The organism is Micromonospora saelicesensis, from assembly GCF_900091575.1.
GTDB lineage: Bacteria > Actinomycetota > Actinomycetes > Mycobacteriales > Micromonosporaceae > Micromonospora > Micromonospora saelicesensis.
Genome location: NZ_FMCR01000007.1, coordinates 102,957 through 128,961 on the forward strand (window position 1 = coordinate 102,957; position 26,005 = coordinate 128,961).

The 26,005-nt window shown below is 72.4% G+C and carries 30 protein-coding genes; 14 read left to right on the forward strand and 16 right to left on the reverse strand.

Annotated features, from left to right (window positions below; all coding sequences use genetic code 11):
• Position 1: 1 nt before the first annotated feature.
• Positions 2 to 784 carry a DedA family protein gene (locus tag GA0070561_RS26920; protein WP_091406700.1) on the reverse strand — a complete coding sequence of 261 codons (783 nt, stop codon included), beginning with the start codon at positions 782 to 784 and terminating at the stop codon, positions 2 to 4.
• Between GA0070561_RS26920 and GA0070561_RS26925 the strand changes: the two genes are divergently transcribed.
• Genes GA0070561_RS26925 through GA0070561_RS26940 form a run of 4 tightly spaced genes read left to right on the forward strand, consistent with a single transcriptional unit; the run spans position 783 to position 3,512 of the window.
• Positions 783 to 1,595, forward strand: coding sequence for a carbon-nitrogen hydrolase family protein (locus GA0070561_RS26925; protein WP_091406703.1), 813 nt, complete (start codon positions 783 to 785; stop codon positions 1,593 to 1,595). The two genes, GA0070561_RS26920 and GA0070561_RS26925, sit on opposite strands and share 2 nt — an antisense overlap.
• A 9-nt stretch (positions 1,596 to 1,604) precedes the next feature.
• Entirely contained in the window at positions 1,605 to 2,459 is an 855-nt protein-coding gene (locus GA0070561_RS26930; protein WP_091406704.1) for an MOSC domain-containing protein, read from the forward strand.
• Positions 2,460 to 2,477: 18 nt separating this feature from the next.
• Entirely contained in the window at positions 2,478 to 2,978 is a 501-nt protein-coding gene (locus GA0070561_RS26935; RefSeq protein WP_091406706.1) for a DinB family protein, read from the forward strand.
• A 9-nt stretch (positions 2,979 to 2,987) separates the two neighbouring features.
• Positions 2,988 to 3,512, forward strand: coding sequence for a GNAT family N-acetyltransferase (locus GA0070561_RS26940; RefSeq protein ID WP_091406708.1), 525 nt, complete (start codon positions 2,988 to 2,990; stop codon positions 3,510 to 3,512).
• A 1-nt stretch (position 3,513) separates the two neighbouring features.
• On the opposite strand, the gene GA0070561_RS26945 is transcribed toward GA0070561_RS26940, so the two are convergent.
• The 6 genes from GA0070561_RS26945 to GA0070561_RS26970 form a co-directional block, all read right to left on the reverse strand.
• Complete coding sequence (locus GA0070561_RS26945; RefSeq protein WP_091406709.1) at positions 3,514 to 4,143, reverse strand: histidine phosphatase family protein; 630 nt, start codon at positions 4,141 to 4,143, stop codon at positions 3,514 to 3,516.
• Between the two features lie 33 nt (positions 4,144 to 4,176).
• Positions 4,177 to 5,634, reverse strand: a complete 1,458-nt coding sequence (locus tag GA0070561_RS26950; protein ID WP_091406711.1) for a serine/threonine-protein kinase — start codon at positions 5,632 to 5,634, stop codon at positions 4,177 to 4,179.
• A 98-nt stretch (positions 5,635 to 5,732) separates the two neighbouring features.
• Positions 5,733 to 5,936, reverse strand: coding sequence for a hypothetical protein (locus GA0070561_RS26955; protein WP_167362496.1), 204 nt, complete (start codon positions 5,934 to 5,936; stop codon positions 5,733 to 5,735).
• 2 nt (positions 5,937 to 5,938) lie between these two features.
• Positions 5,939 to 6,982 carry a LacI family DNA-binding transcriptional regulator gene (locus GA0070561_RS26960; RefSeq protein ID WP_244166454.1) on the reverse strand — a complete coding sequence of 348 codons (1,044 nt, stop codon included), beginning with the start codon at positions 6,980 to 6,982 and terminating at the stop codon, positions 5,939 to 5,941.
• A gap of 135 nt (positions 6,983 to 7,117) precedes the next feature.
• Positions 7,118 to 8,005 (reverse strand): helix-turn-helix domain-containing protein, encoded by an 888-nt coding sequence (locus GA0070561_RS26965; protein WP_091406715.1) that lies wholly within the window; start codon positions 8,003 to 8,005, stop codon positions 7,118 to 7,120.
• 142 nt (positions 8,006 to 8,147) lie between these two features.
• A complete protein-coding gene (locus GA0070561_RS26970) occupies positions 8,148 to 8,387 on the reverse strand; it encodes a DUF397 domain-containing protein (protein WP_091406718.1) in 240 nt (79 codons plus the stop codon).
• Positions 8,388 to 8,651: 264 nt separating this feature from the next.
• Between GA0070561_RS26970 and GA0070561_RS26975 the strand changes: the two genes are divergently transcribed.
• Entirely contained in the window at positions 8,652 to 9,302 is a 651-nt protein-coding gene (locus tag GA0070561_RS26975; RefSeq protein WP_091407349.1) for a GGDEF domain-containing protein, read from the forward strand.
• Positions 9,303 to 9,306: 4 nt separating this feature from the next.
• Here GA0070561_RS26975 and rox read toward each other — a convergent pair whose 3' ends face one another.
• On the reverse strand, positions 9,307 to 10,734 hold the full coding sequence (gene rox / locus GA0070561_RS26980; protein WP_091406720.1) for a rifampin monooxygenase: 1,428 nt from the start codon (positions 10,732 to 10,734) through the stop codon (positions 9,307 to 9,309).
• Positions 10,735 to 10,896: 162 nt separating this feature from the next.
• Positions 10,897 to 11,919 (reverse strand): phosphotransferase enzyme family protein, encoded by a 1,023-nt coding sequence (locus GA0070561_RS26985; RefSeq protein WP_091406722.1) that lies wholly within the window; start codon positions 11,917 to 11,919, stop codon positions 10,897 to 10,899.
• A gap of 125 nt (positions 11,920 to 12,044) precedes the next feature.
• Between GA0070561_RS26985 and GA0070561_RS26990 the strand changes: the two genes are divergently transcribed.
• Positions 12,045 to 12,689, forward strand: coding sequence for a flavodoxin family protein (locus GA0070561_RS26990; protein ID WP_091406723.1), 645 nt, complete (start codon positions 12,045 to 12,047; stop codon positions 12,687 to 12,689).
• A 97-nt stretch (positions 12,690 to 12,786) separates the two neighbouring features.
• On the opposite strand, the gene GA0070561_RS26995 is transcribed toward GA0070561_RS26990, so the two are convergent.
• Complete coding sequence (locus GA0070561_RS26995; protein WP_030336385.1) at positions 12,787 to 13,278, reverse strand: type II toxin-antitoxin system PemK/MazF family toxin; 492 nt, start codon at positions 13,276 to 13,278, stop codon at positions 12,787 to 12,789.
• A 50-nt stretch (positions 13,279 to 13,328) separates the two neighbouring features.
• Here GA0070561_RS26995 and GA0070561_RS27000 point away from each other — a divergent pair, with 50 nt between their 5' ends.
• Genes GA0070561_RS27000 through GA0070561_RS33775 form a run of 3 tightly spaced genes read left to right on the forward strand, consistent with a single transcriptional unit; the run spans position 13,329 to position 15,255 of the window.
• The gene (locus tag GA0070561_RS27000; RefSeq protein WP_091406725.1) at positions 13,329 to 13,844 is read left to right on the forward strand and encodes an NUDIX hydrolase; all 516 of its coding nucleotides are present in this window, start codon (positions 13,329 to 13,331) and stop codon (positions 13,842 to 13,844) included.
• A gap of 26 nt (positions 13,845 to 13,870) precedes the next feature.
• A complete protein-coding gene (locus GA0070561_RS27005) occupies positions 13,871 to 15,103 on the forward strand; it encodes a serpin family protein (protein ID WP_091407352.1) in 1,233 nt (410 codons plus the stop codon).
• On the forward strand, positions 15,100 to 15,255 hold the full coding sequence (locus GA0070561_RS33775; protein ID WP_167362497.1) for a hypothetical protein: 156 nt from the start codon (positions 15,100 to 15,102) through the stop codon (positions 15,253 to 15,255). The genes GA0070561_RS27005 and GA0070561_RS33775 overlap by 4 nt, the downstream gene beginning before the upstream one ends.
• A gap of 15 nt (positions 15,256 to 15,270) precedes the next feature.
• Here GA0070561_RS33775 and GA0070561_RS27010 read toward each other — a convergent pair whose 3' ends face one another.
• The 5 genes from GA0070561_RS27010 to GA0070561_RS27030 all read right to left on the reverse strand — a co-directional run bounded on the left by GA0070561_RS27010 (position 15,271) and on the right by GA0070561_RS27030 (position 19,628).
• Complete coding sequence (locus tag GA0070561_RS27010) at positions 15,271 to 15,816, reverse strand: DUF2267 domain-containing protein (protein ID WP_141710461.1); 546 nt, start codon at positions 15,814 to 15,816, stop codon at positions 15,271 to 15,273.
• Between the two features lie 40 nt (positions 15,817 to 15,856).
• Positions 15,857 to 16,255, reverse strand: a complete 399-nt coding sequence (locus tag GA0070561_RS27015; protein ID WP_091406729.1) for an NUDIX hydrolase — start codon at positions 16,253 to 16,255, stop codon at positions 15,857 to 15,859.
• 51 nt (positions 16,256 to 16,306) lie between these two features.
• Entirely contained in the window at positions 16,307 to 17,659 is a 1,353-nt protein-coding gene (locus GA0070561_RS27020) for an MGH1-like glycoside hydrolase domain-containing protein (protein ID WP_091407354.1), read from the reverse strand.
• A gap of 110 nt (positions 17,660 to 17,769) precedes the next feature.
• Positions 17,770 to 18,591 carry a sugar phosphate isomerase/epimerase family protein gene (locus GA0070561_RS27025; RefSeq protein WP_091406731.1) on the reverse strand — a complete coding sequence of 274 codons (822 nt, stop codon included), beginning with the start codon at positions 18,589 to 18,591 and terminating at the stop codon, positions 17,770 to 17,772.
• Entirely contained in the window at positions 18,588 to 19,628 is a 1,041-nt protein-coding gene (locus GA0070561_RS27030; RefSeq protein WP_091406733.1) for a zinc-dependent alcohol dehydrogenase, read from the reverse strand. The genes GA0070561_RS27025 and GA0070561_RS27030 overlap by 4 nt, the downstream gene beginning before the upstream one ends.
• A 116-nt stretch (positions 19,629 to 19,744) precedes the next feature.
• On the opposite strand from GA0070561_RS27030, the gene GA0070561_RS27035 reads away from it, so the two are divergent.
• The 4 genes from GA0070561_RS27035 to GA0070561_RS27050 are packed head-to-tail and all read left to right on the forward strand — an operon-like array spanning position 19,745 to position 23,618.
• Positions 19,745 to 21,139: an ABC transporter substrate-binding protein gene (locus GA0070561_RS27035; protein WP_091406735.1), complete on the forward strand. Its 1,395-nt coding sequence runs from the start codon at positions 19,745 to 19,747 to the stop codon at positions 21,137 to 21,139.
• The gene (locus tag GA0070561_RS27040; protein WP_091406737.1) at positions 21,136 to 22,092 is read left to right on the forward strand and encodes a carbohydrate ABC transporter permease; all 957 of its coding nucleotides are present in this window, start codon (positions 21,136 to 21,138) and stop codon (positions 22,090 to 22,092) included. The genes GA0070561_RS27035 and GA0070561_RS27040 overlap by 4 nt, the downstream gene beginning before the upstream one ends.
• The gene (locus tag GA0070561_RS27045; protein ID WP_091406739.1) at positions 22,092 to 22,958 is read left to right on the forward strand and encodes a carbohydrate ABC transporter permease; all 867 of its coding nucleotides are present in this window, start codon (positions 22,092 to 22,094) and stop codon (positions 22,956 to 22,958) included. Before GA0070561_RS27040 ends, GA0070561_RS27045 begins: the two co-directional genes overlap by 1 nt.
• Before the next feature lie 54 nt (positions 22,959 to 23,012).
• On the forward strand, positions 23,013 to 23,618 hold the full coding sequence (locus GA0070561_RS27050; RefSeq protein ID WP_091406741.1) for a class I SAM-dependent methyltransferase: 606 nt from the start codon (positions 23,013 to 23,015) through the stop codon (positions 23,616 to 23,618).
• A gap of 122 nt (positions 23,619 to 23,740) precedes the next feature.
• Here GA0070561_RS27050 and eccB read toward each other — a convergent pair whose 3' ends face one another.
• A complete protein-coding gene (gene eccB / locus GA0070561_RS27055) occupies positions 23,741 to 25,126 on the reverse strand; it encodes a type VII secretion protein EccB (protein WP_091406743.1) in 1,386 nt (461 codons plus the stop codon).
• A gap of 129 nt (positions 25,127 to 25,255) precedes the next feature.
• On the opposite strand from eccB, the gene GA0070561_RS27060 reads away from it, so the two are divergent.
• Positions 25,256 to 25,975 carry a polyamine aminopropyltransferase gene (locus GA0070561_RS27060; protein ID WP_091406745.1) on the forward strand — a complete coding sequence of 240 codons (720 nt, stop codon included), beginning with the start codon at positions 25,256 to 25,258 and terminating at the stop codon, positions 25,973 to 25,975.
• Positions 25,976 to 26,005: the final 30 nt, after the last annotated feature.

The following is a 26,005-nucleotide window of genomic DNA, read 5'->3' on the forward strand; positions in this document are numbered from 1 at the left end:
GCTAGCGCTCGTCCGAGGCCCAGGATCCGCTTCGGTAGAGGGTGCCGCGACCGCCCGGGTCGGGCATTCCGTTCAGTGCGCTCTGCTCGGGTTCGGTCGGCTCGGGGTTGCGGGCGGCGCGGCGGGCCTTCAGCACGCGGGACCCGACAAACCAGGCGGCCGCCGCCACGCAGACCACGATCACCACTTTCTGGAGCGTGCCGACGTAGCCCTCGACGAGGTGCCAGTTGTCGCCCAGCAGGTAGCCGGCGAGCACGAAGGTCGTGTTCCAGATCAGGCTGCCCAGCGTGGTGTAGAGCAGGAACGTGGTCACCGGCATCCGCTCCACGCCGGCCGGGATGGAGATCAGGCTCCGGAAGATCGGGATCATCCGGCCGAAGAAGACCGCCTTCACGCCGTGCCGCAGGAACCACGCCTCGGTCCGGTCCACGTCGCTGAGCTTGACCAGCGGAAGCCGGGAGACGATGGCGCGCATCCGGTCGCGCCCCAGGGCCGCGCCGATCAGGTAGAGCGCGAGCGCGCCCACCACCGAACCCAGCGTGGTCCAGAAGATCGCGCCGACCAGACTCATCCGTCCCTGCGCGGCGACGAACCCGGCCAGCGGCAGGATCACCTCACTGGGGATCGGCGGGAAGAGATTCTCCAACGCCACTGCCAGGCCGGCACCCGGCCCGCCGAGTCGTTCCACCAGGTCAGTGACGTAGCCGACGATCCCGTCCTGTGGTGGTTCCGCTGCGGCGGCGGGGGTTCCGGTGGCGAACACGGCGTGGGACGTTCGAATCATGCGCCCACGTTACGAAGTCATCCTGAGAGTCGACCATGGGGCCGACCGCCCGACCGCGCGGGTCGACCACACCGGTGGGGGTGCGGAAAGCCGCACCCCGCTGCGGCTCGCCGTGGTCCAGCCGCCGTGCGTACCCCTGGATGTCGCGGCAAACGCGCGGGCGCACGCCGCCGCGGTCCGCGCGGCGCGCGCCCGGTTGGTGGTCTTTCCGGAGCTGTCGCTGACCGGGTACGAGTTGGAAGCGCCGGTCGTGTCGGTCGACGACCCGCGGCTGGCGCCGCTGGTCGAGGCGTGCGCCGAGACGGGTGCGCTGGCCCTGGCCGGTGCGCCGGTCACCGGCGACCACATCGCGATGCTGGCGGTCACCGGTGGCGGTGCGACGGTGGCGTACCGGAAGATGTGGCTGGGGGACGCGGAGGCCCGTCGGTTCCGGCCCGGCGATGCCCCGGTCGTGCTCGATGTGGACGGTTGGCGGGTGGGGCTGGCGATCTGCAAGGACACCGGCGTGGCCGCGCACGCGGACCGGACGGCCGCGCTCGGGATCGACGTGTACGCGGCCGGCGTCCTGGAGTTGGCGCGCGACGCCGCCGTGATAGACCAGCGGGTGCACCGGATCACCACCGCGCACCGGGTCTGGGTGGCGGTGGCGAGCTTCGCCGGGTCGACCGGCGGTGGCTACACCGAGGCGGCGGGGCGGTCGGGCGTCTGGACGCCGGACGGCGCGGAGTACGCCCGCGCGGGCACCGACCCGGGCGAGTCGGTCAGTGCCAGCCTCACGTCGCCCGACCGGGGCGGCGGCGGGCGAGGTTAGGGTGACGCAATGATCTCCGGACGGGTGGTGCAGCTGCGGCGGTACCCGGTGAAGTCGCTGCTCGGAGAGCGGACCTCGGCCGCCGACATCGGCGCCACCGGTGTCGCGGGTGACCGGGTGCTGGCCCTGCTGGATCAGACCAGTGGCCGGGTGGCCAGCGCCAAGCAACCCCATCGCTGGCGGGGCCTGCTCACGCTACGAGCGACCGGCGGGGTGACCGATCCGGTACGGATCACACTGCCCGACGGCCGGCACCTGTCGAGCGAGGACCCCGACATCGACACGGCGCTCAGCGCGGCGGTAGGCCGCCCGGTGACTCTCGTCGACGCCGCACCGCCTGGCGCCACCCTGCTGCGGTCCCACCCGGAGGCGGTGCTCGCCGCCGGCCTCACCGACGAGGTCCCGGCCGACGAGAGCCGGCTCGGGTCGGTGCTGCCCGGCACCTTCTTCGACTTCGCTCCGATACACCTGGTCACCACCGCGACCCTGGACCGCATCGCCGGGCACCTACCGCCCGGGGCGGGGACGGTGGAACGCTACCGGCCCAACCTGGTGCTTGACGTGGGCACGGATGCCTTCGCCGAGAACGGCTGGGTCGGCAGGGAACTGCGCGTCGGCCCGGACCTGGTGCTCGCCGTGCTCGCCCCGACGCCACGCTGCGCGGTGCCCACGCTCGCGCACGGCCCGCTTCCCCGTGAGACCGAGGCGCTGCGGGTGCCCGCCCGGCTCAACCGGGTCGAACCGCTGCCCGGAATGGGTCCCCAGCCGTGTGTCGGCGCGTACGCCACCGTGCTCCGGTCCGGGCGGGTGGCGGACGGCGACCACGTCACGGTCGGCCCATCAGTGTTTGCGCGGCGGCGATGACCTTGAAATGCTTCCGGAATGACCTCCTTTCCTCCGACCTTCGCCGATGATGTCGTCGGCCAGTCAGCTCAGGCGCAGTTCGAGGCGTTCATCGACGAGCACCGCAGAGCGCTCAACGGCTACCTGGACGGGCTGACCGAGGAGCAGGCGCGCCGGTCGTTGGTGCCGTCCCGGACGACGCTGCTGGGTCTGGTGAAGCACGCCGCGTTCGTGGAGAAGGTCTGGTTCGACGAGGCCGTCACGTGCCGGTCACGCGCCGAGATCGGCATCCCGGCCACGCCGGACGAGTCGTTCATCCTCGACGACGGCGACACGATCGCCACCGTCCAGCGCGCCCACCGGGAAGCCTGCGAAGCCTCCCGCCGCGCCACGTCCAGCCTGGGCCTCGACGACCTGCTTCGCGGCAACCGGCGCGGCCCACTGCCGCTGCGCTGGGTCTACCTGCACGTGCTGCGCGAGTTCGCCCAGCACTGCGGGCACGCGGAGATCCTGCGCGAGCAGATCCTGGCCGCCGACTAGCGCCACCGCATGCCCAAGCTGGTCGCGCCCACCGTCCGCCTGCACGCCGCCTGGCTGGAGGCGCACGACGAGTGGGGTCCCGGCCTCCACGAGGACGGTTTCGGTCTGCAGTCGACCGATGAGGTGCGCTCGCCGGACGGGTTCGCGGCCTGGGTTGCCCGGCTGGCCGACCGGTCGGGTCCAGACGGGCCGCTGGAGGACAGTCGGGTGCGGTGCACGTACCGATGGATCGTCGAGGACGACCGGGTGCTCGGCGGAATCGCGCTGCGACACGAGCTCGACGACTACCTGTTGCGGGTTGGCGGCCACATCGGATACGGCATCCGCCCGTCCGCCCGCCGCCGCGGGCTGGCGACCTGGGCACTGGATCGGATGCTCAGCGAGGCCCGAGCGCTCGGGTTGGCTCGGGTGCTGCTCGCCTGCGAGGCGGACAACACCGCGTCGGCGAAGACGATCGAACGCCTCGGCGGCGTCCTTGAGGACATCCGAGACACCGAACTCGGTCCGGCCCGGCGGTACTGGATCACGCTCTAGCTCACCCGCCGGTGTCGGCGAAGCGACGCAGCGTCCAGCGGGCCGGCGGCCAACCGCCGGGGTCGTGGTCAGTGGTCCATTCGGTGATCGAGGCCGGGGCCACGTCCAGGTCGAACGCCCGGAAGACCGGCTGCGCGCCGAGCGCGTGGAAGGCACCCTCGACGGTCTCGCTGTGGCCGACCAGGACCACTGTGGAGCCCCGGTGCCGGTGGGCGATCTCCATGATCGCGCGGCTGACGCGGACCACCAGTTCGGCCCAGCTCTCGTTGCCCTCCTCGAACGGTCGGAACACGCCGCCACCCGCCACCGCGTGGTCGGTGCGGAAGAGGGCGGTCGGCAGGCCGTCGGCGTACGGGGGTGTGTGCCAGGTGCAGAGACCACAGTCGGCCACGGGCCGGACGCCCAACGCCGCGCCGATCGGTTGCGCGGTCTCGACCGCTCTGCGCAGCACGGACGAGTAGACCGCCACCGGTCCGTCGGCGGCGACCTCCCCGGTGAGCCGGTTGGCCAGGTTGTGGGCCTGCTCGTGGCCGAGGGCGGTGAGGCCCCGACAGCCACGTGGCCCACCGACGATTCCTTCGAGCTGGTGGACCGACTCGCCGTGTCGCACGAAGATCAGACGTGTCCGCATCGGGACATCATGCCAGCGGTATTGACGGGAGTATCAGTCGTCCGTACGGCCGGTGGAGAAGCTGCCGGCCTGGCTGAGCAGAGCGTCCAGTTTCGCGCCCGTCTGCGCTGATAGGCGGTCCCGCCGCACCAGCTCGGCGATGTGGTCCCGCAGGTCGGCGACGCGCTTGGCGCGGTCCCGGGTGCGGCGGTCGAGGTCGGCGAGGTCGTCACGCAGATCCTCGGCGGTCCTCGGGTCGGCGTCGCCGCGGGCGACGGCGGTGGCCAGGACGGCGGCGAACTGGCTGCTCACTTCCCGGAAGCTGACCGGTATCTGCTGCCCGACGCTCGGGGGCGCGGTGCTGGCGGCGGGGGGTGGCGAGGACGGTGCGGTCGGCGTCGGCGAGTGCGTCGTGGGCGCGGGGGCCGGTGCCGAGGTCGACGGCGCGGCGGCGATCTCGGCCGGGTCGGGTGTGCCCGGGTTGCCGAACGGATCCTCCGCGAGCAGGGCGCCGACGCCGATCAGTACGGCGAGCACGGCGGCGACGAGCGCGGCGAGAGGCCGGCGCGACCGGCGTCGGGCTGGCGGGGCGGCAACCGGGACGGGGCGGGCCACCACCGACCGGTCGATCAGGGTGGGCGGGTGTGCGGTCGGCCGGACGCGCAGCAGTTCGGTGGGCGGCTCGACCGGCTGACCGGCGCCGAAGCGGCGGGCCAGATGCGCGGCGCTCGGCCGGTCGGCGGGGTTGGCGGCGAGGCAGGCGACGGTCAGCTCGGCGATGTCGGCGGGAAGGCCGGGCACCCGCAGCGGCGGCACCGGGGTGCCCCGCCGGTGCACCTCCAGCGCGTCCTCCCAGCTCTGCACAGGCAGTGGCGCCTGCCCGGTGAGGGTGCGGTAGAGCAGTGCGCCGAGGGCGTACACGTCGCTCGCCGGGTCGGGCGGGCCTGCGGTCAGCCGTTCCGGGGCGAAGTAGGCGGGGGTGCCCATCAGCGGTTCGCCGGACTGGCTGTCGAGGCCGCCGAGCGCTGCGATGCCGAAGTCGAGCACCTTGGCGCCGGTGTCGGTGAGCATGACGTTGCCGGGCTTGACGTCGCGGTGCACGACGCCGATGCGGTGCGCGGCGGCCAGCGCGGCGGCGATCTGCCCGGCCACCCGGACCGCCTCCGGCCAGGGCAGCGGCCCGGTCCGCAGCCGGTCGGCCAGGTTGTGACCGTCGACGAGCTCCATCACCAGGTAGGGGACGACGACGCCGCCGGCCAGGGTGGCCTCGGCGTAGTCGTACACCTGGGTGACGTGTGGGTGGGTCAGCCGGGCGGCCGCGCGGGCCTCGCGTTGGATGGTGGCCCGCAGTTGCGGGTCGGTGGCGAACTGCCCGGCGAGCACCTTGATCGCGACTGGCCGCCCGAGCACCTCGTCGTCGCCTCGCCACACCTCGGACATGCCACCGAGACCGATCCGCTCGTGCAGTACGTAGCGGTCGTGGAGGCGGAGAGTGGGCGTGAGCGGTGACATGGCTTCACCAGTCTGCCTGGCAACAGCGCACTCGACCACTCTGCGTGCCCGGACCCACACTGTTCGTCCCGTGCGTACCGGAATGGGATTGGTGCGGGTCAGGAGCAGCGGGCGGTGCCGGGCAGCGGTCGCGGCTGGATGCGGTCGGCGAGCCGGCGCAGGGCGAGGGCGGTGGCCTGCCGGGTCGGGGCGAGCAGGGCCCGGCGGGGGTGCTCGACCTGGACCGGGGCGTCCGGTCGGGCCGAGTTGACGTGCCGGCTCATGGCGTCGAGCGCGGTGATGTATCCGGTGGGAAGTTCCATGGTCAACTCCGTGGGACAGGTCCGGTGGAGCTCCGGACGACGAGTGCGGTGGGCAGCAACACGTGACCGGCCGCGGCGTCCGCGGGCGGGTCGAGCAGCAGTTCGGCGGCGATCCGGCCCTTCTCCTCGGCCGGTTGCCGGACGGTGGTGAGGCCGGCCGCGGCGGCCTCGGGGACGTCGTCGAAGCCGGTCACCGAGACCGCGGGACGATCATGGGCCGGCCGTGCGGCCAGGGCGTCCAGCACACCGAGCGCGAGGACGTCGGAGCCGGCCAGCACGGCGGTCGGCGGTGCGGGTTGGTCGAACAGCCCGGCGATGGCTGCGGCTGCGGCCGGGCGGCTGTTGCCGGGGACGTTGACAAGGGTCAGCTCGGCCCAGTCGAGGCCGACCTCGGCGAAGGCGTCGGCGAACCCGCTGAGCCGACCTCGGGTGGTCGGATGCGGCACCTGGTCGACCCCGGCCACTGTGAGCGGGCCGGCCGGCGCGTCGGGCAGCACGGAGTCGGCGAGCAGCGCCACCCGACGGTGCCCGAGCCCAGCGACGTGCGCGGCGACGCTGCGTGCGGCAGCCCGCTCGTCGATGCCGACGAACCGTTCGTCGGCGCCGGCGTCGTCGCGGGCGGCCGTGCTGACGAACGGCAGACCCCGTTGGCGGATCACGTCCAGCGCCCACTCCTCGTCGGCGACGCAGTAGACGCAGAACCCGTCGACGGCGGCGTTCTCCACCGCCCGTCGGGCGTCGGTCACCGCCGGAGGCAGCGGCACCAGCAGCATGCTGGTGCCGTGCCGCTCGGCCGCCGCGCCGACACCGGCGAGGAAGCGGACCGCGAACGGGTCGGTGAAGGCGTACGACAGTTGCGAGGTGAACAGCACCCCGATCGACCCGACGAAACCTCGGCGCAGGGAGCGCGCGGTGGGGTTGGGGCCGGGGTACCCGAGTTGCCGGGCGGCGTCCAGAATCCGCTCGCGCAGGGTGGCGGAGAGCTGGTCGGGGCGGCTGTAGGCGTTGGACACGGTGCTGCGCGAGACGCCGACGGCGTCGGCCACGGCTTGCAGTGTTGGCTTCACCGGCACCTCTCTGCATCGATCCAGTCTGTATCGATACAGAGACTAGCCCGGCCGGTCGGCGTCGGTCAATACGTGGGCTGAGAGTCCGTTCTGTGGGGCAGGCGCGGCCGAGAGTCAGGCCGGGTAGGTGTCGTCCAGAAGGCGGCTGAGGATCTCCGCCGTACGCTCCGGCGGCTCGGCCTCGACGCAGAGCCGCTCCATGGCCACCGCGTAGTAATCCAGATCGTCGCGTTTGTCCAGGTAGATGGCGCTGGTGAGCTGTTCGATGTAGACGATGTCCGGAAGCTCCTGGTCGCCGAAGCGCAGGATGGTGAAGGCGCCCCCGGCGGCGGCATGGCCACCGGCGGCGAACGGGATGACCTGCAACCGGATGTGGGGCGACTTGGTCGCCTCGATGAGCGCGGTGAGCTGACCGCGCATGACCTCGGCACCGCCGATGGGCCGGCGCAGCGCCGCCTCGTCCACCACGGCCCAGAGCTGCGGCGGGTTCTGCCGCTGGAGCAACTGCTGACGCTGCATCCGCAGCGCGACACGCCTGTCGATCTCACCCGGACCGGCCGCGCCGTGTCCGAGCAGCACGACCGCCCGGGCGTACTCCGGGGTCTGCAGGAGGCCGGGCACGAACTGCACCTCGTAGCTGCGGATCAGCGCGGCGGCGGCCTCCAGGCCCAGGTACGACTGGAACCAGGACGGCAACACGTCGCCGTAGCGGTGCCACCAGCCGGGGCTGTTCGCGTCGCGCGCGAGCTTGAGCAGCGCGTCGCGTTCGTGGTCCTCGGTGACGCCGTAGAGGGTCAACAGATCGGCGACGTCACGCTCCTTGAAGCCGACCCGACCCAGCTCCATCCGACTGATCTTGGATTCGGAGGAGCGGATCTCCCAGCCGGCGCCCTCCCGGGTCACCCCGCTGGACTCCCGGAGGCGGCGCAGTTGGGCGCCGAGCAGCATGCGCAGCACGGTCGGCCCGGATGTCGGGCCACCCTCGGCGGGAACCATCGTCACGTGCGGACCTCCGGACACCGACCCACGACGGCCGGGCGCCCCGGCCCGGCCGACGTGTAAGCATGCCATGGACCGACAGTGAGGTGAACTCCTCCGCATCGGTGAATCAGTCCCGTCACCGGGACGACCCACCCCCGGACGGTCAGTTGATCAGATGGTCGAAATCTCCGTCCCGCGCACCGAGAACGAAGGCGGCGATCTCATCGACCGTGTAGATCAGTGCCGGCCCTTCCGGGTGTCGTGAGTTGCGGACCGCGATGCCCGCTCCCTCGGGCAGTTCGGCCAGTTCGACGCAGTTGCCGCTGGGGTTGCTGCGGCGACTCTTCTGCCAGCTCAGCGGAGGCAACTGGTGGATCGGTACGCCATTGGGTGGCTGCTGCATGGGGGCGTCTTTCTGTTACGAGCCCGCCGGTGGCCGTGGGAGGAGCGGTGACGGCGAGGGGGTGCGGTATCGACATTGGACGGTTCTGCACGTGCATCTGCTATTGCATCTGCATCCGACGGCGAGCATGATAACGCACATGATCGGTGCCCATCCGTTCACTTTGAGTTACCCCCAGACGGGCAACGATCAGGCAAAACTGGGCCCGACGCGGCGCGCCGCGTCAACCGAAGGCTGGAGGCGGTCGCGGCGATGGGAGGGTTCGTGCCGGATCCGATGAGTGTCGCCTCCGGCGTCTGCGCGGCGGGCGCGCTGCTCTCCTCCTGGCAACTACGCCGACGGGCGGTGCGCGCCGAGGCCGAGATCGGTCACCTCCAGGCCGAGCTGGCCGCCGAACGGCACGCCGCCAGTCACGATCCGCTCACCGGGCTGCCCAATCGGCGCGCCTTCTACCGCCTGGCAGCCGCACTGCTCACCGACGCCGCCGGCCAGCCGCTGATCGCCGTGGTGCTCGATCTGGACGACTTCAAGCAGATCAACGACCGGTACGGGCACGCCGCCGGCGACCAGGTGCTGATCAGTGTGGCCGAACGGCTCGCCGGCTTCGCCGGGGACAACCTCGTGGCCCGCCTCGGCGGCGACGAGTTCGCCGGGCTGCTCTCCAGCCCCACCGTCGACCGGCGCTGGATCGAGCACTCGACCCGCCGGCTCAGCGAGACCGTCGCCGCGCCGATCCGGCTGAGCGGGTGCAGCGTCCGGGTCACCGCGTCCGTCGGGCTCGCCCCGGTGACCGGCCCGGCCCAGCTCACCGACGCGCTCAGCCGCGCCGACGCGGCCATGTACCAGGCGAAGAGTCTCGGTGGCGCCCGGTCGCCCCGCCAACTGGTCGACAGCGCGTTCCTCGGCGAGCGCTGACCGTTCAGGTGACCGGCGCGCCGAACCACCTGGGCAGCTGACTGAGCAGGCCGCTCTGGTCGTCGCCGACCCACGCCACGTGACCGTCCGGCCGTAGCAGCACGGCGGGTACATCCAGCTCCTCGCTGACGTCGACGACGTGGTCGACCCGCTCCGCCCAGCCGGCGACCGAGAGCCGGCCGGTCTGGTCGAGCAGCAGGCCGCGGCCGCCGTGCATCAGCTCGTAGAGGCGCCCCCGCCTCAGCCGTACGTCACGCATGTGGCGCCCGAGCATGTCGTGGCCCGCGCCGAAGTCGTAGCGCACACCGATCGCGGTGATCTTCTCGATCAGGTACCGGTTGACGTCCTCGAAGTCCAACAGTTCCGACAACAGTTGGCGCACAGACCGCGGCCCCGGCTCGGGTGAGAGCAGCAGCATCTGCGCCCGGGTGTTGTTCAGCACGTCCGCGGCCACCGGATGCCGTTCGCTGTGGTAGCTGTCCAGCAGCCCCTCCGGCGCCCAGCCGTTGAGTTCGGCGGCCAGTTTCCAGCCGAGGTTGAACGCGTCCTGGATGCCGAGGTTGAGCCCCTGCCCGCCGGTCGGCGGGTGGATGTGCGCCGCGTCGCCGGCCAGCAGCACCCGGCCGACCCGGTAACGCTCAGCCAGCCGGGTGGCGTCACCGAAGCGGGAGAGCCAGCGCGGTGAGTGGACACCGAAGTCGGTGCCCGCGTACACCCGCAGTTGGTGTTTGAAGTCGTCGATGGTCGGTGGGACCGTGCGATCCTCGACCACCCCCTCGGCCGGGACGAGGACGCGGTACACCCCGTCTCCGAGGGGGCCGAGACCGAATCGGAGATGGGTCCTGCGGACCTCGGCCACCACGTCGGCCACCGTCTCCGGCGGCACGCCCACCTCCATCTCGCCCAGCAACGTCTCGACGCTGCTGGGCTCGCCGGGGAAGCCGACACCGAGCAGCCCACGTACGGTGCTGCGACCGCCGTCGCAGCCGACCAGGTAGCGCGTACGCAACTGCGTGCCATCGGCCAACCGCACGGTCACCCCGTGGTCGTCCTGGCTCAGCCCGACGAGTTCGCTGCCGCGCCGGATCTCGACGCCGACCTCGTTGGCGTGCTCGCTCAGCAGACGGTCGGTGGTGGTCTGCGGAATGCCGAGGACGTACGCGTGTGCGGTGTCCAGCCCGCCCGGCGACGGCTTCGGAATCGCGGCGAAGAAGCCCCCGACCGGGTGCTGCTGTCCGAGGGCGAGGAACCGCTCCAGCAGACCTCGCTGGTCCATCACCTCGATGCTGCGTGCGTGCAGGCCGAGTGCGCGGACGTAGCTGGTCGGCTCGGTCTCCTTCTCGAGCACGAGCGCGTGCAGCCCGTGCAACCGCAACTCGCTGGCCACCATCAAGCCGGTCGGTCCGCCGCCAGCAATGATGACATCGATCATGGAATCCCCCGATTTTCCCAGATTTGGGCGTCGGCTGGAGATTCTGCGGCACCACCCGGGTCTTGCCGCAAGGCCCCCGGTGCGATATATGTTGGAAGTGGCAGAGAGCGGATCCGCTCTTTGCCTTACTTTTTTGTCAGGCGTAGACGACGTGGTCGCCGCTCAGAGCCGCCGGTCACTGTCGCGCAACGCCGTGTGGGCGAGGGTGACCAGACCCACCGGTGACACCAGCCCTCGCACGATCCGCGCCGCCCGGCCGCGGTCGGCCGCCTCGGCGTCGAGGTCCAACGCCTGACGGGTCCAGTCGCTGAGGTCGTCGAGCGCGCGGACCGCGAGGAACCAGGCCAGGCGCACCGGGTCGACGTCGGTCCTGCCGCAGCCGGCGAGCACGGCCTGCTGCTGCTCGGCAGTGATCGGCGCGAAGGCGAGCACCCCACCGAGGACGAACATGAGGTCACACTCGGGCGGGGCGAGCACCGCGTCGTCCCAGTCGATCAACCAGACCCGCCCGTCCGCGCCGAGCAGCAGATTGCCCAGGTGCGGGTCGCCGTGGCAGACGACGTTCACGCCAGGCCGGTCGCGCTGGTCGACGGCGCGGCGCTCGACCTCGCGGGTCAGCACCCCCAGCCGGTCGTCCACCGCGGACCACACCCCTGCCAGCTCCACGACCAGCGGGTCCGCGCGGTCGAGCGGGTCCGGGTCGCGCAGCCGCGCGGCCATCGCGCGGGTCGCGGTCACGATCGAGGGGTACGCGGCACCGCCCGCCGGCAGTAGCCGTCTCAGCTCGTCGGTAACCGGCACCTCGTGCACGGCGGCCAGCACCTCGCCGTACGCGCGCCAGTGCGCGCCGGTCATCGGACCGTCGAGCGCCCGCTGGTCGGAGACCCACGGCACCACCGACAGGCGGCGGCCGTCGTGGTCGATCGACAGCCGCCCGTCGTCCGCCCGCAGCGGCGCTACGATGCCCGGCACCCCCTGCTCGGCCAGGTACGCCGCCACCACCAGGCCGGCCGGGGTGCCGCCACCGCTCAGCTTGACCGCGTACCGAGAGCCGTCGGCGGCCTGAGCGAGCCACAGTCGGGCGTGCTGGTCCGCACCGGAGGTGACAAGCTCCATTGCGGACAGTTGCAGACCGAAGCCCGTCCGTACCTGTTCGGCCACCTGCCGTGCGACGTCCTGCACCATGCGGACACCATGCCAGCGCTCCGGCCACCGACCCAGCGGTTTTGCCGGTCGCCGGGGTGTTCTGAGACGTCCTATCCGGGTATGGCAAGCCAGTACTCGAATCACGACCGCCGAGAGGACCCGACGTGGCGACCATCCGCGCCCTCGTACTCAACTGCACCCTCAAGCCGTCGCCTGGGCCGTCGAGCGCCGAGCAGCTCGGTAGGGAAGTGCTCGCCGAGCTGGCCGCGCAGGGCGTGGAGGGCGAAATGATCCGGGTCGTCGATCACGACGTGCGTTTCGGGGTGTCCACGGACGAGGGCGACGGCGACGGCTGGCCGGCGATCCGCGCCAAGCTGATGGCAGCCCAGGTGCTGATCATCGCCACGCCGATCTGGCTCGGTCAGCCCTCCAGCGTCTGCAAGATGGTCCTCGAACGCCTCGACGCCGAACTCTCCGAGACCGACGCCGAGGGCCGTCTCCGCACCTACGGCAAGGTGGCCGGTGTCGCCGTGGTCGGCAACGAGGATGGCGCCCACCACACCATCGGCGAGGTGCAGCAGGCACTCAACGAGGTCGGGTTCACCATCGCCGCCGCCGCCGCGACCTACTGGGTCGGCGAGGCGCTGCACACCGTGGACTACCGCGACGCCGGCCCCAAGCCCGACACCACCGGCCGCACCACGAAGGCTTTGGCGCTCAACACCGCGCACCTGGCCCGGCTCCTCGCCGACCAGCCGTACCCGCCGCCGGACGCGAAGAGTGCCGCGGTCGGCCCGAGCCGCGAATAGACCTCACCGCCAGGTGCGTCACTGCCGGGCTGCCCCACCGCTGGGGCAGCCCTGCGCGCGGTCCGCTACCGATCCGCCCCAGTCGCACCCGGCGCGGTCAGCGCCAGCCGTAGCCGGCGCGCAACGCCTGCCCGACCCGGTCGAACCGGGGCCGGTCCAACACGGCGCCCTCCCGGCGGATGCTGTCCTCGCGCATGGTGAGCACCCGGTCCAACCGGACCCAGCTCGGCCGGTTGTCGCGGTCCCACTCCCCCGGCCCGAGCGCGAACCAGTGCCGCTGCCCATCCCGCTCGCTCTGGCTGGACAGCATCAGCCCGAACAGGGTCCGGCTGTGCCGCCCGACGACCAGCACCGGCCGGTCCTTGCCCTGGCGGGGGTCGTCCTCGTACGGCACCCACGTCCAGACGATCTCGCCCGGGTCGGCCTGACCGTCCCGCTCCGGAGCGTAGGTCAGCTCCCGACGCTGCAACGCGCTCACCTGACGGCGGCGGGCCACCTGCGCGGGCGCCGGCCCGGTACGCCGGGGCGACGGGATCACCGCACCGACCCGGGAGATACGCGCCGCGACATTCCTCAACAGACCAGCCACGGCGGGCAGCCTACCCGCCGCCGAAGCGGGCGGTACGACAGACTGGCCCGATGAACGAGCTGCCCCGTGACCTGCCGATCCTGGAGCGACGCGCGGTGCGGGTCGTGGTCACCGACGGCACCGGCCGGGTGTTGCTGTTCCACACCCGCGACCCGGACCACCCCCGGCTGGGCACCTGGTGGGAACTGCCGGGCGGTGGCATGGATCCCGGTGAGACCTATCGCGACACGGCGGTGCGGGAGCTGCGGGAAGAGACCGGCATCGTGATCAGCGCCGACCAGGTTGGTGCGCCGAACTGGCGGCGGCGGGCGAGCTTCCTGCACCGCCAGTTGCGGCACGTCCAGGACGAGGTTGTCGTCACCGTACGGCTGGCCGGCCCCGGTCCGGACGTGGACGAGGCGCACCGGCTCGACTACGAGCGGGAGGACTACTTCGGCTTCCGCTGGTGGCCGTTGCCGGATGTGGTGGCCAGTCGGGAACGGTTCTACCCCGGGCAGCTCCCCCGGCTGATCACCTCGTTCCTCGCCGGCACGGAGATCGACGAGCCGTTCGAGCTGTGGTCGTGAGCCGGGCCGACGGGCAGAGTGGGGGCATGAGGACCGATCTGCACGGGCCGCTCTCCGCGTACGCCGCGCGGCTGCACGCCACGGCCGGCGACCGACACCACGTCGCCTCCCCGCTCGGTGCCTGGCTGCTGCTCGCGATCGCTGCCACGACGGCCGACCCGGCCACCGCGGAGGGAGCAGCCGCGGAGCTGGCGCAGGCGCTGGGCACCGACCTGCCGAGCGCGGCCGAGGTGGCCCGAACACTGTTGGACGCCCCGCACCCGCTGGTCGGGTCCGCCACCGCGCTCTGGCACCGGCCCGGGCAGGGCGACGGCGGGCAGGCGGCGTGGCGGGCCGCGCTGCCCAGCACGACCGCTGTCGGCGTCCTGCCCGATCAGGCCGGGTTGGACGCCTGGGCGCGCGAGCACACCCTCGGCCTGATCGAGACGTTTCCCCTGCGGGTCGGGCCGGACGTGGTGCTGGCCCTGGCCAGCGCGTTGGCCACCCGGGTGTCCTGGGCGACCCCGTTCGACGTCGCCGACGCACGCGCGCTCGGCGCCGGCAGCCCGTGGGCCGGTCGACTGCGGCAGGCACTGCGCAGCCCGAGCCAGGGCCACCGCTGCGCCATCGTGTCCACCGCGCAAGCCGGTGACGTGATCGTGCACGCCGCACCGGCCCAGACGACCGACGGCGCGGGGCTGGTGGTCCTCTCGGTGGCCGCCGCACCGCAGGTGCCACCGGCCGAGGTGCTGGCCGCCGCGTACGACCTCAGCGCCGGCGCGGCCGACGGCGCGCAACCGGCGGGCAGCCGCTCGCTGTTCGACCTGCCGCTGGGTGAGACTCCGCTGTGGACGCTGACCGAGGAGCGGGTACGCACCCGGGCCCGCGACGGCCGCGAAGAGCGGCACACCGCCGTCCTCCCCTGCTGGTCGGCCCGGAGCGAGCATGACCTGACCGCCCCGGCGCTCGGCTTTCCGGCCGTGGCGGCCACGCTGGCGACGGCGATGACGCTGCCGGTGCAGCGCTTCGAGGCACGACAGACGGCGGTGGCCCGATTCGACCGGTACGGCTTCGAGGCGGCCGCCGTGACCGCCATGTTCGGGCTGACCAGCCTGCCACCGGAGGGCGTGACCCGCACCGCCGAGCTGCGCTTCGGCCACCCGTACGCGGTGGTGGCCGTCGCCACCGACACCCGGGCCGGCGGCACCGCCGGCCCGTGGCACGGGGTGCCGGTCTTCTCCGCCTGGGTCGCCGAGCCCGAGGAGGTGTCGGTGGCGTGAGTCACCTCGCGGAGGACCAGGTGGCGGGGGTGCTCCGGCAGTGGATCGGCACGACCACCCCGAAGCTGCTGGGCGAGGGCATGGAGGGCGCGGTCTACGAGGTCGACGCGGCCCTCAACCGGGCAGACGTCACCAGGGCACTCCTGGGCTGACGCGGCCGGGTCGGATCAGAACCCGCCGTCGCGCGGCAGTCGCGCGACCATCTCCTGGAATTCCCGCACCGTCATCGCCGTCCGCAACGTCGCGAAGACGGCGCCGGTTCCGGCCCGGGCGGTGGCCGGGTCGACCCCGGCACGCTGTTCCACCCGACGAAGGAACTCCGTCGGGCCAGCCTCCATCGGGGTCGCGCCGGCACCGCCGACCTCCAGGCCCACCCCGCTGGTCAAGCCATCGGCACCGGCATCCGGGCCGAGGGCCCCGGCCGGATCCGGGGCCGGAAGGGCCGTCCCGGCCGCATCCGAGGCAGGACCGGAGGCCCCGGCCGCATCCGAGGCAGGACCGGAGGCCCCGGCCGCATCCGGGGCCGGGCCGCTCAGGTAACCGTCAACCTCGTTCGGAAGGTGCCCGACGAGATCGCCGGGCGCGTCGCCGGTCACCCGCTCGGCCAACGTCTGGAGCACGGCGCGGGCGAGCACGGCGGCCTCCTCGGCCGGCAGGCCGGACCGTTGGGACACCGCGTCGATGAAGTACGGGAACCCGTCGCCGTCGGTCACGCTCGGCCGGTTACCCCTGGCCGGCCGCAACAAACTGTCGCTAGCCCAGCAGACCCTCGGCCAGCAGGTGGTCGAAGATGATCTGGTCGACCGGCGAGGTGCGGTGTCGGTCCGCGTACCCGAGCCAGGCCATCTCGGCGATCTCGCTGGCCGGCCGCAGCTGTCCGCGATAGCCGGCCCGGTAACAGGTCATCCGGACGGTGATGCCGCTCGTGTGGCCGTGCGCCTGAGCGGTGAAGGTGCCCAGGTGCACGGCACCGGGCACGTCGACCTCGACGCTCAACTCCTCGTCGATCTCCCGACGCAGGGTCTCCAGGTCGGTTTCGCCCGGCTCGCGCTTTCCGCCCGGCAGGTACCAGACGTCCTTGCCCACCGACCGGGTGCTCAGCACCCGACCGTCCTCGACGAGGATCCAGGCCACCTTGTCGATCTCGCGCACGATGCTCCTTACCGCCGCCGGGATCGGGGACGCTACCACCCGGCGGCGCGCTCAGTCGGCGAGCAGGTCGAGCAGCAGCGCGGCGGTCCAGCTGAACGCCGGTGAGCCCAGCCCGGCGCCGGTGTCCGGGTGGAAGTACTCGTGACAGCCGGCCCCGGCGACCAGACCGATCATCGAGCGGCGCAGCCCGGCGGCCAGCTCCGGGTGCCCGTGGCCGAGCAGTCCACGCCGGACCAGCCAGCCGATGTTCAGCCAGCTCGGCCCGCGCCAGTAACGCAGCGGCTCGAAGTCGGGTGCGGTGCGGTCGTAGGTGGGCAGCGGCCGGTCCATGAGACGGGCCACCCCGAAGCGCGCCGACCGGGCCTCGACGACCAGCGCGTCAGCCTGCCGGGTCGGCAGATCGGGCAGGATCAGGGGGGTCAGCCCGAGCACGGTACGGGCGCTCACCAGGCGGTCGGTGCGCAGGTCACGGGGCTGGAACGTGCCGGTGTCCGGGTCGTACAACCGGCGCAGGAGAGCGTCGGTGATGCGGGCCGCGCGGGCCCGGTGCGGCCCGGGGTCATCGCCGACGAGCGCGGCGATCTCGGCGAGGGCGTGTTCGGCAGCCCCGAACGCCGCGTTGAACAGCGGGCACTCCACCAGGAACGGGTGCCCGGCGGCGAGGTCGCGGTCGGAGTAGCCGTGGTCGCGGTAGGCGGCGACGATCGCCAGGTAGCGCGCGTAGTCCAGGTCCGTGGGGCGGTGCGCGGCGTCGGCGTGCGTGGTGTCGTGTCGACGGTACGCCCGCATCACTGCCGCCTCGGCCGGCACCGCGGCCATCGGCTCGTCCCACGCCGGGCTGTTGTCCAACCCGGACTCCCACGGGTGCACGATGCAGACCAGCCCGTCACCGGCCACGTCCCGTCGGTCGGCCAGGTAGCGCTGTTGGGCGACCAGCGCGGGGTAGAGCCGGCGCAGCGCGGCCAGGGCGGTGGGGTCGGGCGCCCGCCGGTACGCCAGCAACGCCGCGAGCGCGTGCACCGGCGGCTGGACCAGGCCGGAGGTGGCCACCGTCGGCGCGCCCGGCACGTCGGCCGAACGCCACATCTCCGGCCCCGGGAAGTACGCGCCGATTCGCAGCGCCGGGTTGAACACGATGTGCGGCACCCGTCCGTCGGCCCACTGCGCCCGGAACAGGCTGGCCAGCTCCCGCCAGGCGCGGTCGGGGCGGACCTGGGCCAACCCGATCGCGATGAACGCGGAGTCCCAGCTCCACTGGTGCGGGTAGAGCGTGCGCGAGGGCACCGTGTGGTCGTGCTCCCAGTTGGCGTCGAGCGTGTCGACCGCGAGTCGACGCAGCCCGGCCGCGTCGGCCGGGCCGCCCGTGCCGGCGGCGTCGGCGCTCGTCGCCCCGGCGTCACCGATCCCGTCGGCAGGCACGCCGACGCTTGTCGGCCCGGCGTCGGCGGTCGCGTCGACGCTTGTCGGCCCGGCGTCGGCGGTCGCGTCGACGCTTGTCGGCCCGGCGTCTGCGCTCACGCGGCGGCCCGCCGGGGCAGCGCGTGTCGCAGCACTGTGGCGGCCTGTTGCAGGGCCCGGACCGGGTCACCGCGGAGCCGGCACTCCAGGGCCAGCCAACCCCGGTAGTCCAGCTCCAGCAGGGTACGCATCAGCGCCGGCCAGTCCAGGTGCCCGGCACCGGGCTGGCAGCGGTTGGAGTCGCTGACCTGGACGTGCCCGAGGTACGGCGCGGCGGCACGCAGCGCGCGGTGTACGTCGTCCTCCTCGATGTTCATGTGGAAGGTGTCGGCGACCACCCGGACCGACGGCAACCCGAGCGCGGCGCAGAGTGCCACCGCCTCGTCGAGACGGTTGACCATGTGGTCCTCGTACCGGTTGAGGGGTTCCAGGAAGAGAGTGACCCCCTCGGCCCGGGCGTGTTCGCCCAGCTCGCCGAGGGCGTCGAGGAGCACCTGCCGGTCGCCGTCGGGGGCCCGGGGCGGCTCGAACGGCGGCAGTCGTCGGGAGAACATCCCCCAGGCGGCCGGGGTCATCACCCCGACGCCGCCCAGCTCGGCGATCACCGAGAGCTGGGAGCGCAGGTTACGGACGGCGTCGGCGGACCGCGCGGGGTTGAAGTCGCCGATGAAGTGGTCCATCTCGACGCACACGGTGGGCATCACCACCCCGGCGGCGCGGGCCCGGCGCAGCTCGGGCAGCCGGCGGGCGAACGCCAGGTCACCGCGGCCGCGTAGCTCGATGCCCTGGTAGCCGAGGGCGGCCGCGAGGGCGTACTTCTGGATCAGGTTGGTGCCCGGCAGGAGTTGTTCCTGACAGGCCAGCGCGATGGTGGTCATGAGAACCTCAGCACGACTTGGAGGACGTCACCGGCGCCGCGGTCGAGCAGCGCGAGGGCGTCGGCGACCGCGCTGGCGTCGACGATGTGGCTGACCAGTGGCAGCGGGTCGACGCTGCGGTCGGCCACCAGGTCCATGAAGGTCTGCGCGACCCGGTCTCCGGTCCACCGGCCGGCCATGCTCGGCGCGGGGGTGGGCCCGGAGACCTGGGCGGCCACCAACTGGATGCGGTTGTGGTGGAACTCCTCGCCGAGGCCGAGCGCGTCGGCCTGGCCCTGGTAGAAGCCGGCGGCCACGACCCGGCCGGCGTGGGCGGTGGAGCGGATCGCCTCGTGCAGCGCCGGGTACGCGCCGGACAACTCCAGGCAGACGTCGGCCCCCCGGCCGTCGGTGGCCTGGCGCAGCACGGCGGCGGCGGAGGTGACAGTGGCGTTCACAGTGGATCGCGCGCCGTATCGGGCGGCGTACTCCAGCCGGTCGGGAACCGGGTCGACGGCCACCACCCGGGCCCCGGAGAGCACCGCGAGCCGGGTGGCGAGCAACCCGATGACGCCCTGGCCGAAGACGCCGACCCAGTCGCCGAGGTGCAGGTCACCGGCGAGCACGGCGGTCAGCGCGATGGCGCCGGGGCGGGCGAAGACCGCGGCGAGTGGATCCAGCCCGGTGGGGAGCGCGCGGACCGCGTCGGCGGGGAGCACGGCCTCGGCCCGGTGCCCCCAGATGCCCCAGACGAGCTGCCCCGGATGCCGGTCGGTGACCTCCGGCGCGACCTCGATGACCTCACCGACCTCTTCGTAGCCGAAGCCGATCAACGGGTAGGGCACCGGCGTCTGTCGGGGGACGAACATCCGGGCGGCGTCGTCCCAGTCCTTGCTGAGTCGGGGATTGCTGCCCCGGTAGAGGGTCAGCTCGGTGCCGGCGGAGATGCCCGAATAACAGGTGCGGACTCGAACCTGGCCGGGGCCGAGCGGATCCGGCGGGCAGGGCTCGAGGCTGATGCGTCGAGGCCCGGCGAGAGAGACCACCCAGTTGCCCATGTGTCACATCCCGGTAGCACTGGGCTCCAGGATAGACACAAAATCGCGATATGTCTTGTTATTGATCAATCGAAGGTGTTGAATCCGGCATGTACCCTTCGAGAGGAGTGCCACCGATGTCAGCACCTCCGAGGCGGATACTCGCCACCACCCTGATCATGGCACTAGCAGCGTCCACCCTGCTGGCCTGCGGAGATGACGGTTCAGACAGCAACAGCAAAAAGATCACCGTCTGGAGCCTGGAAGACGTGGCCGACCGGGTCACCGCCACCAAGGCGATCATCGCCGACTTCACCGCCAAGACCGGGATCCAGGTCGATCTCGTGACCGTCAACGAGGACCAGTTCCCCTCCCTGATCGCCGCCAACGCCGCCGCCGGCGACCTGCCCGACGTGGTCGGGTCGGTCTCCCTCGCCGGCATCCGTACGCTCGCCGGCAACGAGCTGCTGCACACCTCGGCGAACGCGGAGGTCGTCGACAAGCTGGGCAAGCAGACGTTCTCCCCCCGAGCGCTGGAGCTCACCTCCGACGACGGCAAACAGCTCTCCGTGCCCAGCGACGGCTGGGGGCAGCTGCTCGTCTACCGCAAGGACCTGTTCGCGGCGGCCGGTCTGCCCGCCCCCGACACGTACGAGCGGATCACCGCCGCCGCGGCCCGACTGAACACCGGCGGCGTCGCCGGCATCACCGCGGCGACCGCCCCCAGCGACGTGTTCACCCAGCAGACCTTCGAGCACCTGGCGTTGGCCAACGGCTGCCAGCTCACCGACGACTCGGGGAAGGTGACACTGGATTCGCCCCAGTGCGTCGAGGCGTTCCGCTTCTACGGTGACCTGATCCGCACCAGCTCGGTGAAGGGCGCGCAGGACGTGGACACCACCCGGGCCACCTACTTCGCGGGCAAGGCAGCCATGGTGATCTGGTCACCGTTCATCCTCGACGAGCTGGCGGGGCTGCGCAACGACGCCAAGCCGACCTGTCCCCAGTGCCAGACGGACCCGGCGTTCCTCGCGAAGAACAGCGGGTTCGTCACCGCGATCAAGGGCCCGAACGGCACCGAACCGGCCCAGTACGGCGAGATCAGCTCGTGGGCGGTTCTCGACGGCGCGGCGGCCGACCCGGCGAAGTCCTTCGTGGAGTACATGCTCGGTGACGGCTACCCGCGCTGGTTCGGCATGTCCCCCGAGGGCCGCTTCCCGGTGCGCAAGGGCACCCCCGCCGAGCCGGAGGCGTACCTGACCGCCTGGAACACCAGCCAGGCGGGCGTGGACGCGAAGAAGCCCCTCAGCGACGTGTACGGCGACGAGGTGCTGGCCACGCTCCGCCGCAGCCCGGACACCTTCGGGCGCTGGGGCCTCAGCCAGGGGCAGGGCAAACTCGTCGGCGCCATGCTCGGCGAGTTGCCGGTGCCCAAGGTGCTGGGCGACCTCGTCTCCGGCAAGTCCGACGCGGCGGCCACCGCCAACCGGGCCACGAAGGACGTGGACGCCATCAAGGCGGGCGTCAATTGACCACCACCGCGCCCGGCCCCGGCCGCTCCCCCACCAGGGAGCGGCCGGCACCACCCCGGCGCCGACCGTTGACCCTGCGCCGCCGCGAATCCCGGGCCGGGCTCGCGCTGGTCGCACCGACCCTGCTCGTCACCATCGCGGTCATCGGCATCCCGATCGTGTGGACAGTGGTGCTCGCCTTCCAGCGGGTCCGGCTGGCCACGCTGCGCAAGACCGGCCTGTTCGGCGAGTTCACCATGGACAACATCGACCGGGTGCTGCACACCCCCGGCTTCGCCGAGACGCTGTGGGTCACGCTGATCTACAGCATCGGCGGCACCGTCGGGTCGATCCTGCTCGGCCTGGTGGCCGCACTGGTCGTCCGCCGGCCGTTCCGGGGTCGCACCCTGGTCCGGGCGTCCATGCTGCTGCCGTACGTGGCGCCGGTGGTCGCCGTGACGTTCGTCTGGCAGGTGATGCTCGACCCACAGCTCGGCATCGTCAACGCGTGGGGTCAACGCCTGCTCGGCTGGGACGCTCCGGTGCCGTTCCTCACCCAGGAGTCGACAGCACTGGCCACGGTGATCGTCTTCGAGGCGTGGCGGTACTTCCCGTTCGCGTTCCTGTTCCTGCTGGCCCGGCTCCAGGCGGTGCCCGGCGAGTTGGAGGAGGCCGCCCGGGTCGACGGCGCCACTCCCACCCAGCGGTTCCGGCACATCCTGCTGCCGCAACTGCTGCCGGTGATCGCCCTGCTGGGCGTGCTGCGCTTCATCATGACGTTCAACAAGTTCGACGACGTCTACCTGCTCACCGGTGGTGCGGCCGGCACCGAGGTGGTCAGCGTCCGGGTGTACGAGTTCCTCACCGCCCGTACCGACATCGGGGCCGCTGCCGCGCAGGCGGTCGTGCTGGCCGTGGTACTCATCGTGTTCGTGCTGATCTATCTGCGCTTCTTCGGACGGAGGGTGAGCTGATGGACCGGGACGTTGTCGAGACGGTGAGCCTGCGTTGGCTGCGCCGCCTGGTGATCGCCGTGTTCCTGGTGATCACGGTCTTCCCCTTCTACTACATGCTGGTGCTCTCGGTGCGCCCCATCGAGCGGCTGCTGCTCGACCCCGGGGCGCTGGTGGTCGGCTTCGGTGAGCTGACAGTGGCCACGTACGCGGAGGTGCTCAAGGCCACCGACGACGGCGGCCAGGGTTTCCTCACCTTCATCCGCAACAGCGGGCTGGTCGCCGTCGCGGCGACCGTGCTCACCCTCCTGGTCGCGATCCCCGGCGCGTACGCGGTGGCCCGGCTGCGGTTCTTCGGCCGGAGGCAGGTGGACTTCCTGTTCCTGGCGGTCTACCTGTTCCCGTCGATCGTCATCGCGATCCCGCTGTTCGTGGTCTTCACCCGGGCCGGGCTGCGCGGCTCGCTGTTCGGTCTGGTGCTGGTCTACATCTCGCAGACGTTGCCGGTGTCGGTCTACATGCTGAAGAACTATTTCGAGACCATCCCGGTCAGTCTGGAGGAGTCCGCCGCCATCGACGGCGCCGGCCGGCTCGGCATCATCCGCCGGGTCAGCCTGCCCCTGGCGATGCCGTCGATCATGGCGGTAGCGCTCTACGACTTCATGATCGCCTGGAACGAGTTCCTCTTCGCCCTGCTGTTCCTGGTCGACAAACCCAACCGGTGGACGGTGTCACTCGGGTTGTCCCTGCTCGCCGACGGGGTGGAGGTCCCCAAGACCGTGCTGATGGCCGGGTCGGTCGTGCTCACCCTGCCCATCGTGATCCTCTTCTTCGCCAGCGAACGGCTGCTCACCGAGGGGCTGACCAGCGGCGCTGAGAAGGGATGATGGTCTCGTCCGGGTCGCCCGCCAGGCCCCCACCGGCCCGGATACGGTGGCCTCATGGCCAACCCGACCCGCTGGGCGACCGACACCGGTCCTGAGCACTCACAGTGGTATATCGACCGGTTCCGCAAGCTCGCGGCCGAGGGCGCGGACCTGGCCGGCGAGGCCCGACTGGTGGACGCTCTCGTCGCGCCCGGCTCCCGCATTCTCGACGCCGGCAGCGGCACCGGCCGCGTCGGTGCCGCGCTGGCCGAGCGGGGGCACACGGTGGTCGGGGTGGACGCCGACCCCGCGCTGGTGGATGCCGCCCGCGCCGACTATCCCGGCCCGACGTGGCTGGTCGCCGACCTCGCCGAGCTGGATCTACCGGCGCTGGGTGAGACGGAACCGTTCGACGCGGCGGTGCTCGCCGGCAACGTGCTCGCCTTCGTCGCCGTCGGCACCGAACCGGAGGTACTGCGCCGGGTGGCCGCGCACCTGCGACCCGACGGCGTGCTGACAGTGGGCTTCGGCACCGAGCGCGGCTACCCGCTGACCGCGTTCGACGCCGACGCGGTGGCCGCCGGGCTGCGCGTGGAGCAGCGCTTCGCCACCTGGGACCTGCGCCCGTGGCGCGACGACGCCCCGTTCGCGGTCACCGTCCTGCGCCGCCCGGCCGACTGAGCACCGCCCGCCGCGCGTTGCTTCCCGGTGATCAAGAGGTTTGCGTCAGGCTCGCGCCAAGTTCTGACGCAAACCTCTTGATCACCGCGGGCACACTTCGGTGCCGGCACGCCGGGTCGCCCTCAGTCTGGGGCGGCGACGGCGCGGGCGGCGGCCGGGTCGAGGGTGGCACCGGCAGGCACCAGGCTGACCAGCCCGGCCGGTAGCCGCACCGGCCGCACGTCGCGGTAGCCGAGCATCGGGAGCACCTCCCGGTCGGCCAGCACGTACCGTCGGCCCAGGTCGGTGACCACGGAAACCGCGCCGCCGGTCGCGCCGGGCGCCGCCGCGGCCTCGACCACCGCGCCCCGGCCCGGCTCCACCACCACGTGGTCGGCCAGCACCGCTCCGCCGGTCGGCGCGGTGCGGGGCACGGCCGCCAGGTCCCGCAGCGGTACGCCCCAGCGCACCTCACCAACCCCGCCGTCGTCGCCGATCCGGGTGCAGAGCGCTCCGCCGTCGCCGGCCGCGAGCCGGGGCGGGGTCGGTGGCGGGGCGTTCGGGCCGGTCGGGGCCAGGTCAGGCACCGTGGGCAGCGCGGCGAACCGACCCAACGTCATCGGCACCGGCTCGACCTGCCCGGTGCGGGCCAGCAACAACCCCGCCTGCAGCTCGGTGATGCCGGCCAGGCCGGCGTCGAGCGCCACCGCGTACTGCCGGCCGCCACCGGAGTTGCTCACCAGGTAGACCGTGCCGATCGCCGCACCCGGCACCCGGGTGGCGGGCCGACCCAGCGCGGGCAGGTCGAGTGGGGCGAGGTCGGTGCCGGCGGGCAGCGAGTTGAGCAGTGCCGGCGCCACCCGGACCGCCTGGGCCCGGGTGGTGGCGAGCGCCGCCAGCACCCGGCTCGGATCACGGACGAGGTAGCGGCGCTGGTGCCAGACCAGGTGCAGCCCGCCGTCGGGGTGGCGCAGCAGCAGCGCGTCGTCGCCCAACGGTCGACCGCCGCCGGGCTCGGTGCCGATCAGCAAGGCGGAGCGGGGCGCCTCGACGCCCGTACCGGCCGGGACCGTCGAGCAGACCGTCCACGCCGTGGCGGCCAGCCGGCCCGGGGCGGGCAGCGAGTCGGGTGCGTCGGCGATGCCCAACGGCAGCCCGCGCGGCACCCCGTCGATCGTGCGTCGGGACACCAGAACGGTCTTCGAGCGGTCCGCACCGACGATGAGCAGCGCCGAGGCGTAGTTGAGCACCGGGTGCAGCTTCTGCTCGCGGTAGACGAACCGGGCCCCGGACTCCTTCTCCACGATCACCGCGCCCGGGTCGCGCCACCCCTTGCCGCCGCCGGCGAACAGGCCGTAGAGGGCGAAACCGCCGAGCCCGATCGCCGCGACCAGGACGCTGGCCAGGCCGGCGCCGGCCAGCCGCCGAAACGGCGACTGCGCGGGGTCGGTCTCCCGCATGACCAGGGCGGCGACTGCCCGCTGGACGCTGAACTGGTAGGAGTGCAGCTGGTCCTGCCGCGACGGCATGGGTCTCCTCCGGTGGATCGGCCGGGCACAGGATATGCGCTGCGTCGATGTCCCGCGGACCCTGCGTGGCCGCCCGTCGCGGGGCAACCGCTACCATCCATGGACGAATCCGGCGGCGAGAGGGCACCCGTGGGCGCGCGTTTCGAAGAGCTGGCCTGGCGGGAGACCCCGATCGGCGCGATCAGCCTGCGCCGACGCCGGGACCCGGCACTCCAGGTCGAGGTGTACGAGGTCAAGCTCGACGACGAGTACCTGATGTCCAGCCTCTTCCCGGTCGCGGAGATCGAGCTGGCCCGGCTCGGTCTCGCCGAGGTGGCCGGTGACTCGATCGACGTGGTGGTGGGCGGTCTCGGGCTGGGCTACACCGCCTGCGCGGCGCTGGGCGACCCCCGGGTGCGCTCACTGTTCGTGGTGGAGGCGATCGAGGACGTGATCGACTGGCACCAACGAGGGCTGCTGCCGTTCGCGGCGGGGCTCGCCGAGGACCCCCGGACCCGCTTTGTGCAGGCCGACTTCTTCGCGGCGGTCGCCGGTGACACCGGCTTGGACGCGGAGGTGCCCGGCCGGCGGTTCGACGCCGTGCTGCTCGACGTCGACCACTCCCCGCGCAACGTCCTGCACCCGAGCCACGCAGCGTTCTACCCGCCGGCCGGGTTGCGTCGCCTGGCCGCCCTACTGCGCCCCGAGGGCGTCTTCGCACTCTGGTCGGACGACCCGCCGGACGCCGAGTTCACCGCCGCGCTCACCGAGGTGTTCGCGAGCGTACGCGCGCATGTCGTGCCGTTCGCCAACCCGCTGACCGGCGGGGAGTCGGCCAACACCGTCTACGTGGCGCGTACCAACCCCTGATCGACTCCGGTATGCCGCTCGCGCATGGTG

Coding starts and splice junctions, on each gene's coding strand:
- GA0070561_RS26950 (WP_091406711.1), bottom strand. CDS start 5,634: ATGTCACCGCTCACGCCCACTCTCCGCCTCCACGACCGCTACGTACTG.
- eccB (WP_091406743.1), bottom strand. CDS start 25,126: ATGCCGTCGCGGCAGGACCAGCTGCACTCCTACCAGTTCAGCGTCCAG.
- GA0070561_RS27050 (WP_091406741.1), top strand. CDS start 23,013: ATGGCCAACCCGACCCGCTGGGCGACCGACACCGGTCCTGAGCACTCA.
- GA0070561_RS26970 (WP_091406718.1), bottom strand. CDS start 8,387: ATGCAGCAGCCACCCAATGGCGTACCGATCCACCAGTTGCCTCCGCTG.
- GA0070561_RS26955 (WP_167362496.1), bottom strand. CDS start 5,936: ATGGAACTTCCCACCGGATACATCACCGCGCTCGACGCCATGAGCCGG.
- GA0070561_RS27000 (WP_091406725.1), top strand. CDS start 13,329: ATGAACGAGCTGCCCCGTGACCTGCCGATCCTGGAGCGACGCGCGGTG.
- GA0070561_RS26945 (WP_091406709.1), bottom strand. CDS start 4,143: ATGCGGACACGTCTGATCTTCGTGCGACACGGCGAGTCGGTCCACCAG.
- GA0070561_RS26935 (WP_091406706.1), top strand. CDS start 2,478: ATGACCTCCTTTCCTCCGACCTTCGCCGATGATGTCGTCGGCCAGTCA.
- GA0070561_RS27045 (WP_091406739.1), top strand. CDS start 22,092: ATGGACCGGGACGTTGTCGAGACGGTGAGCCTGCGTTGGCTGCGCCGC.
- GA0070561_RS26985 (WP_091406722.1), bottom strand. CDS start 11,919: ATGGTGCAGGACGTCGCACGGCAGGTGGCCGAACAGGTACGGACGGGC.
- GA0070561_RS27025 (WP_091406731.1), bottom strand. CDS start 18,591: ATGACCACCATCGCGCTGGCCTGTCAGGAACAACTCCTGCCGGGCACC.
- GA0070561_RS27005 (WP_091407352.1), top strand. CDS start 13,871: ATGAGGACCGATCTGCACGGGCCGCTCTCCGCGTACGCCGCGCGGCTG.
- GA0070561_RS26930 (WP_091406704.1), top strand. CDS start 1,605: ATGATCTCCGGACGGGTGGTGCAGCTGCGGCGGTACCCGGTGAAGTCG.
- GA0070561_RS26925 (WP_091406703.1), top strand. CDS start 783: ATGCGCCCACGTTACGAAGTCATCCTGAGAGTCGACCATGGGGCCGAC.
- GA0070561_RS27035 (WP_091406735.1), top strand. CDS start 19,745: ATGTCAGCACCTCCGAGGCGGATACTCGCCACCACCCTGATCATGGCA.
- rox (WP_091406720.1), bottom strand. CDS start 10,734: ATGATCGATGTCATCATTGCTGGCGGCGGACCGACCGGCTTGATGGTG.
- GA0070561_RS26940 (WP_091406708.1), top strand. CDS start 2,988: ATGCCCAAGCTGGTCGCGCCCACCGTCCGCCTGCACGCCGCCTGGCTG.
- GA0070561_RS27030 (WP_091406733.1), bottom strand. CDS start 19,628: ATGGGCAACTGGGTGGTCTCTCTCGCCGGGCCTCGACGCATCAGCCTC.
- GA0070561_RS26920 (WP_091406700.1), bottom strand. CDS start 784: ATGATTCGAACGTCCCACGCCGTGTTCGCCACCGGAACCCCCGCCGCC.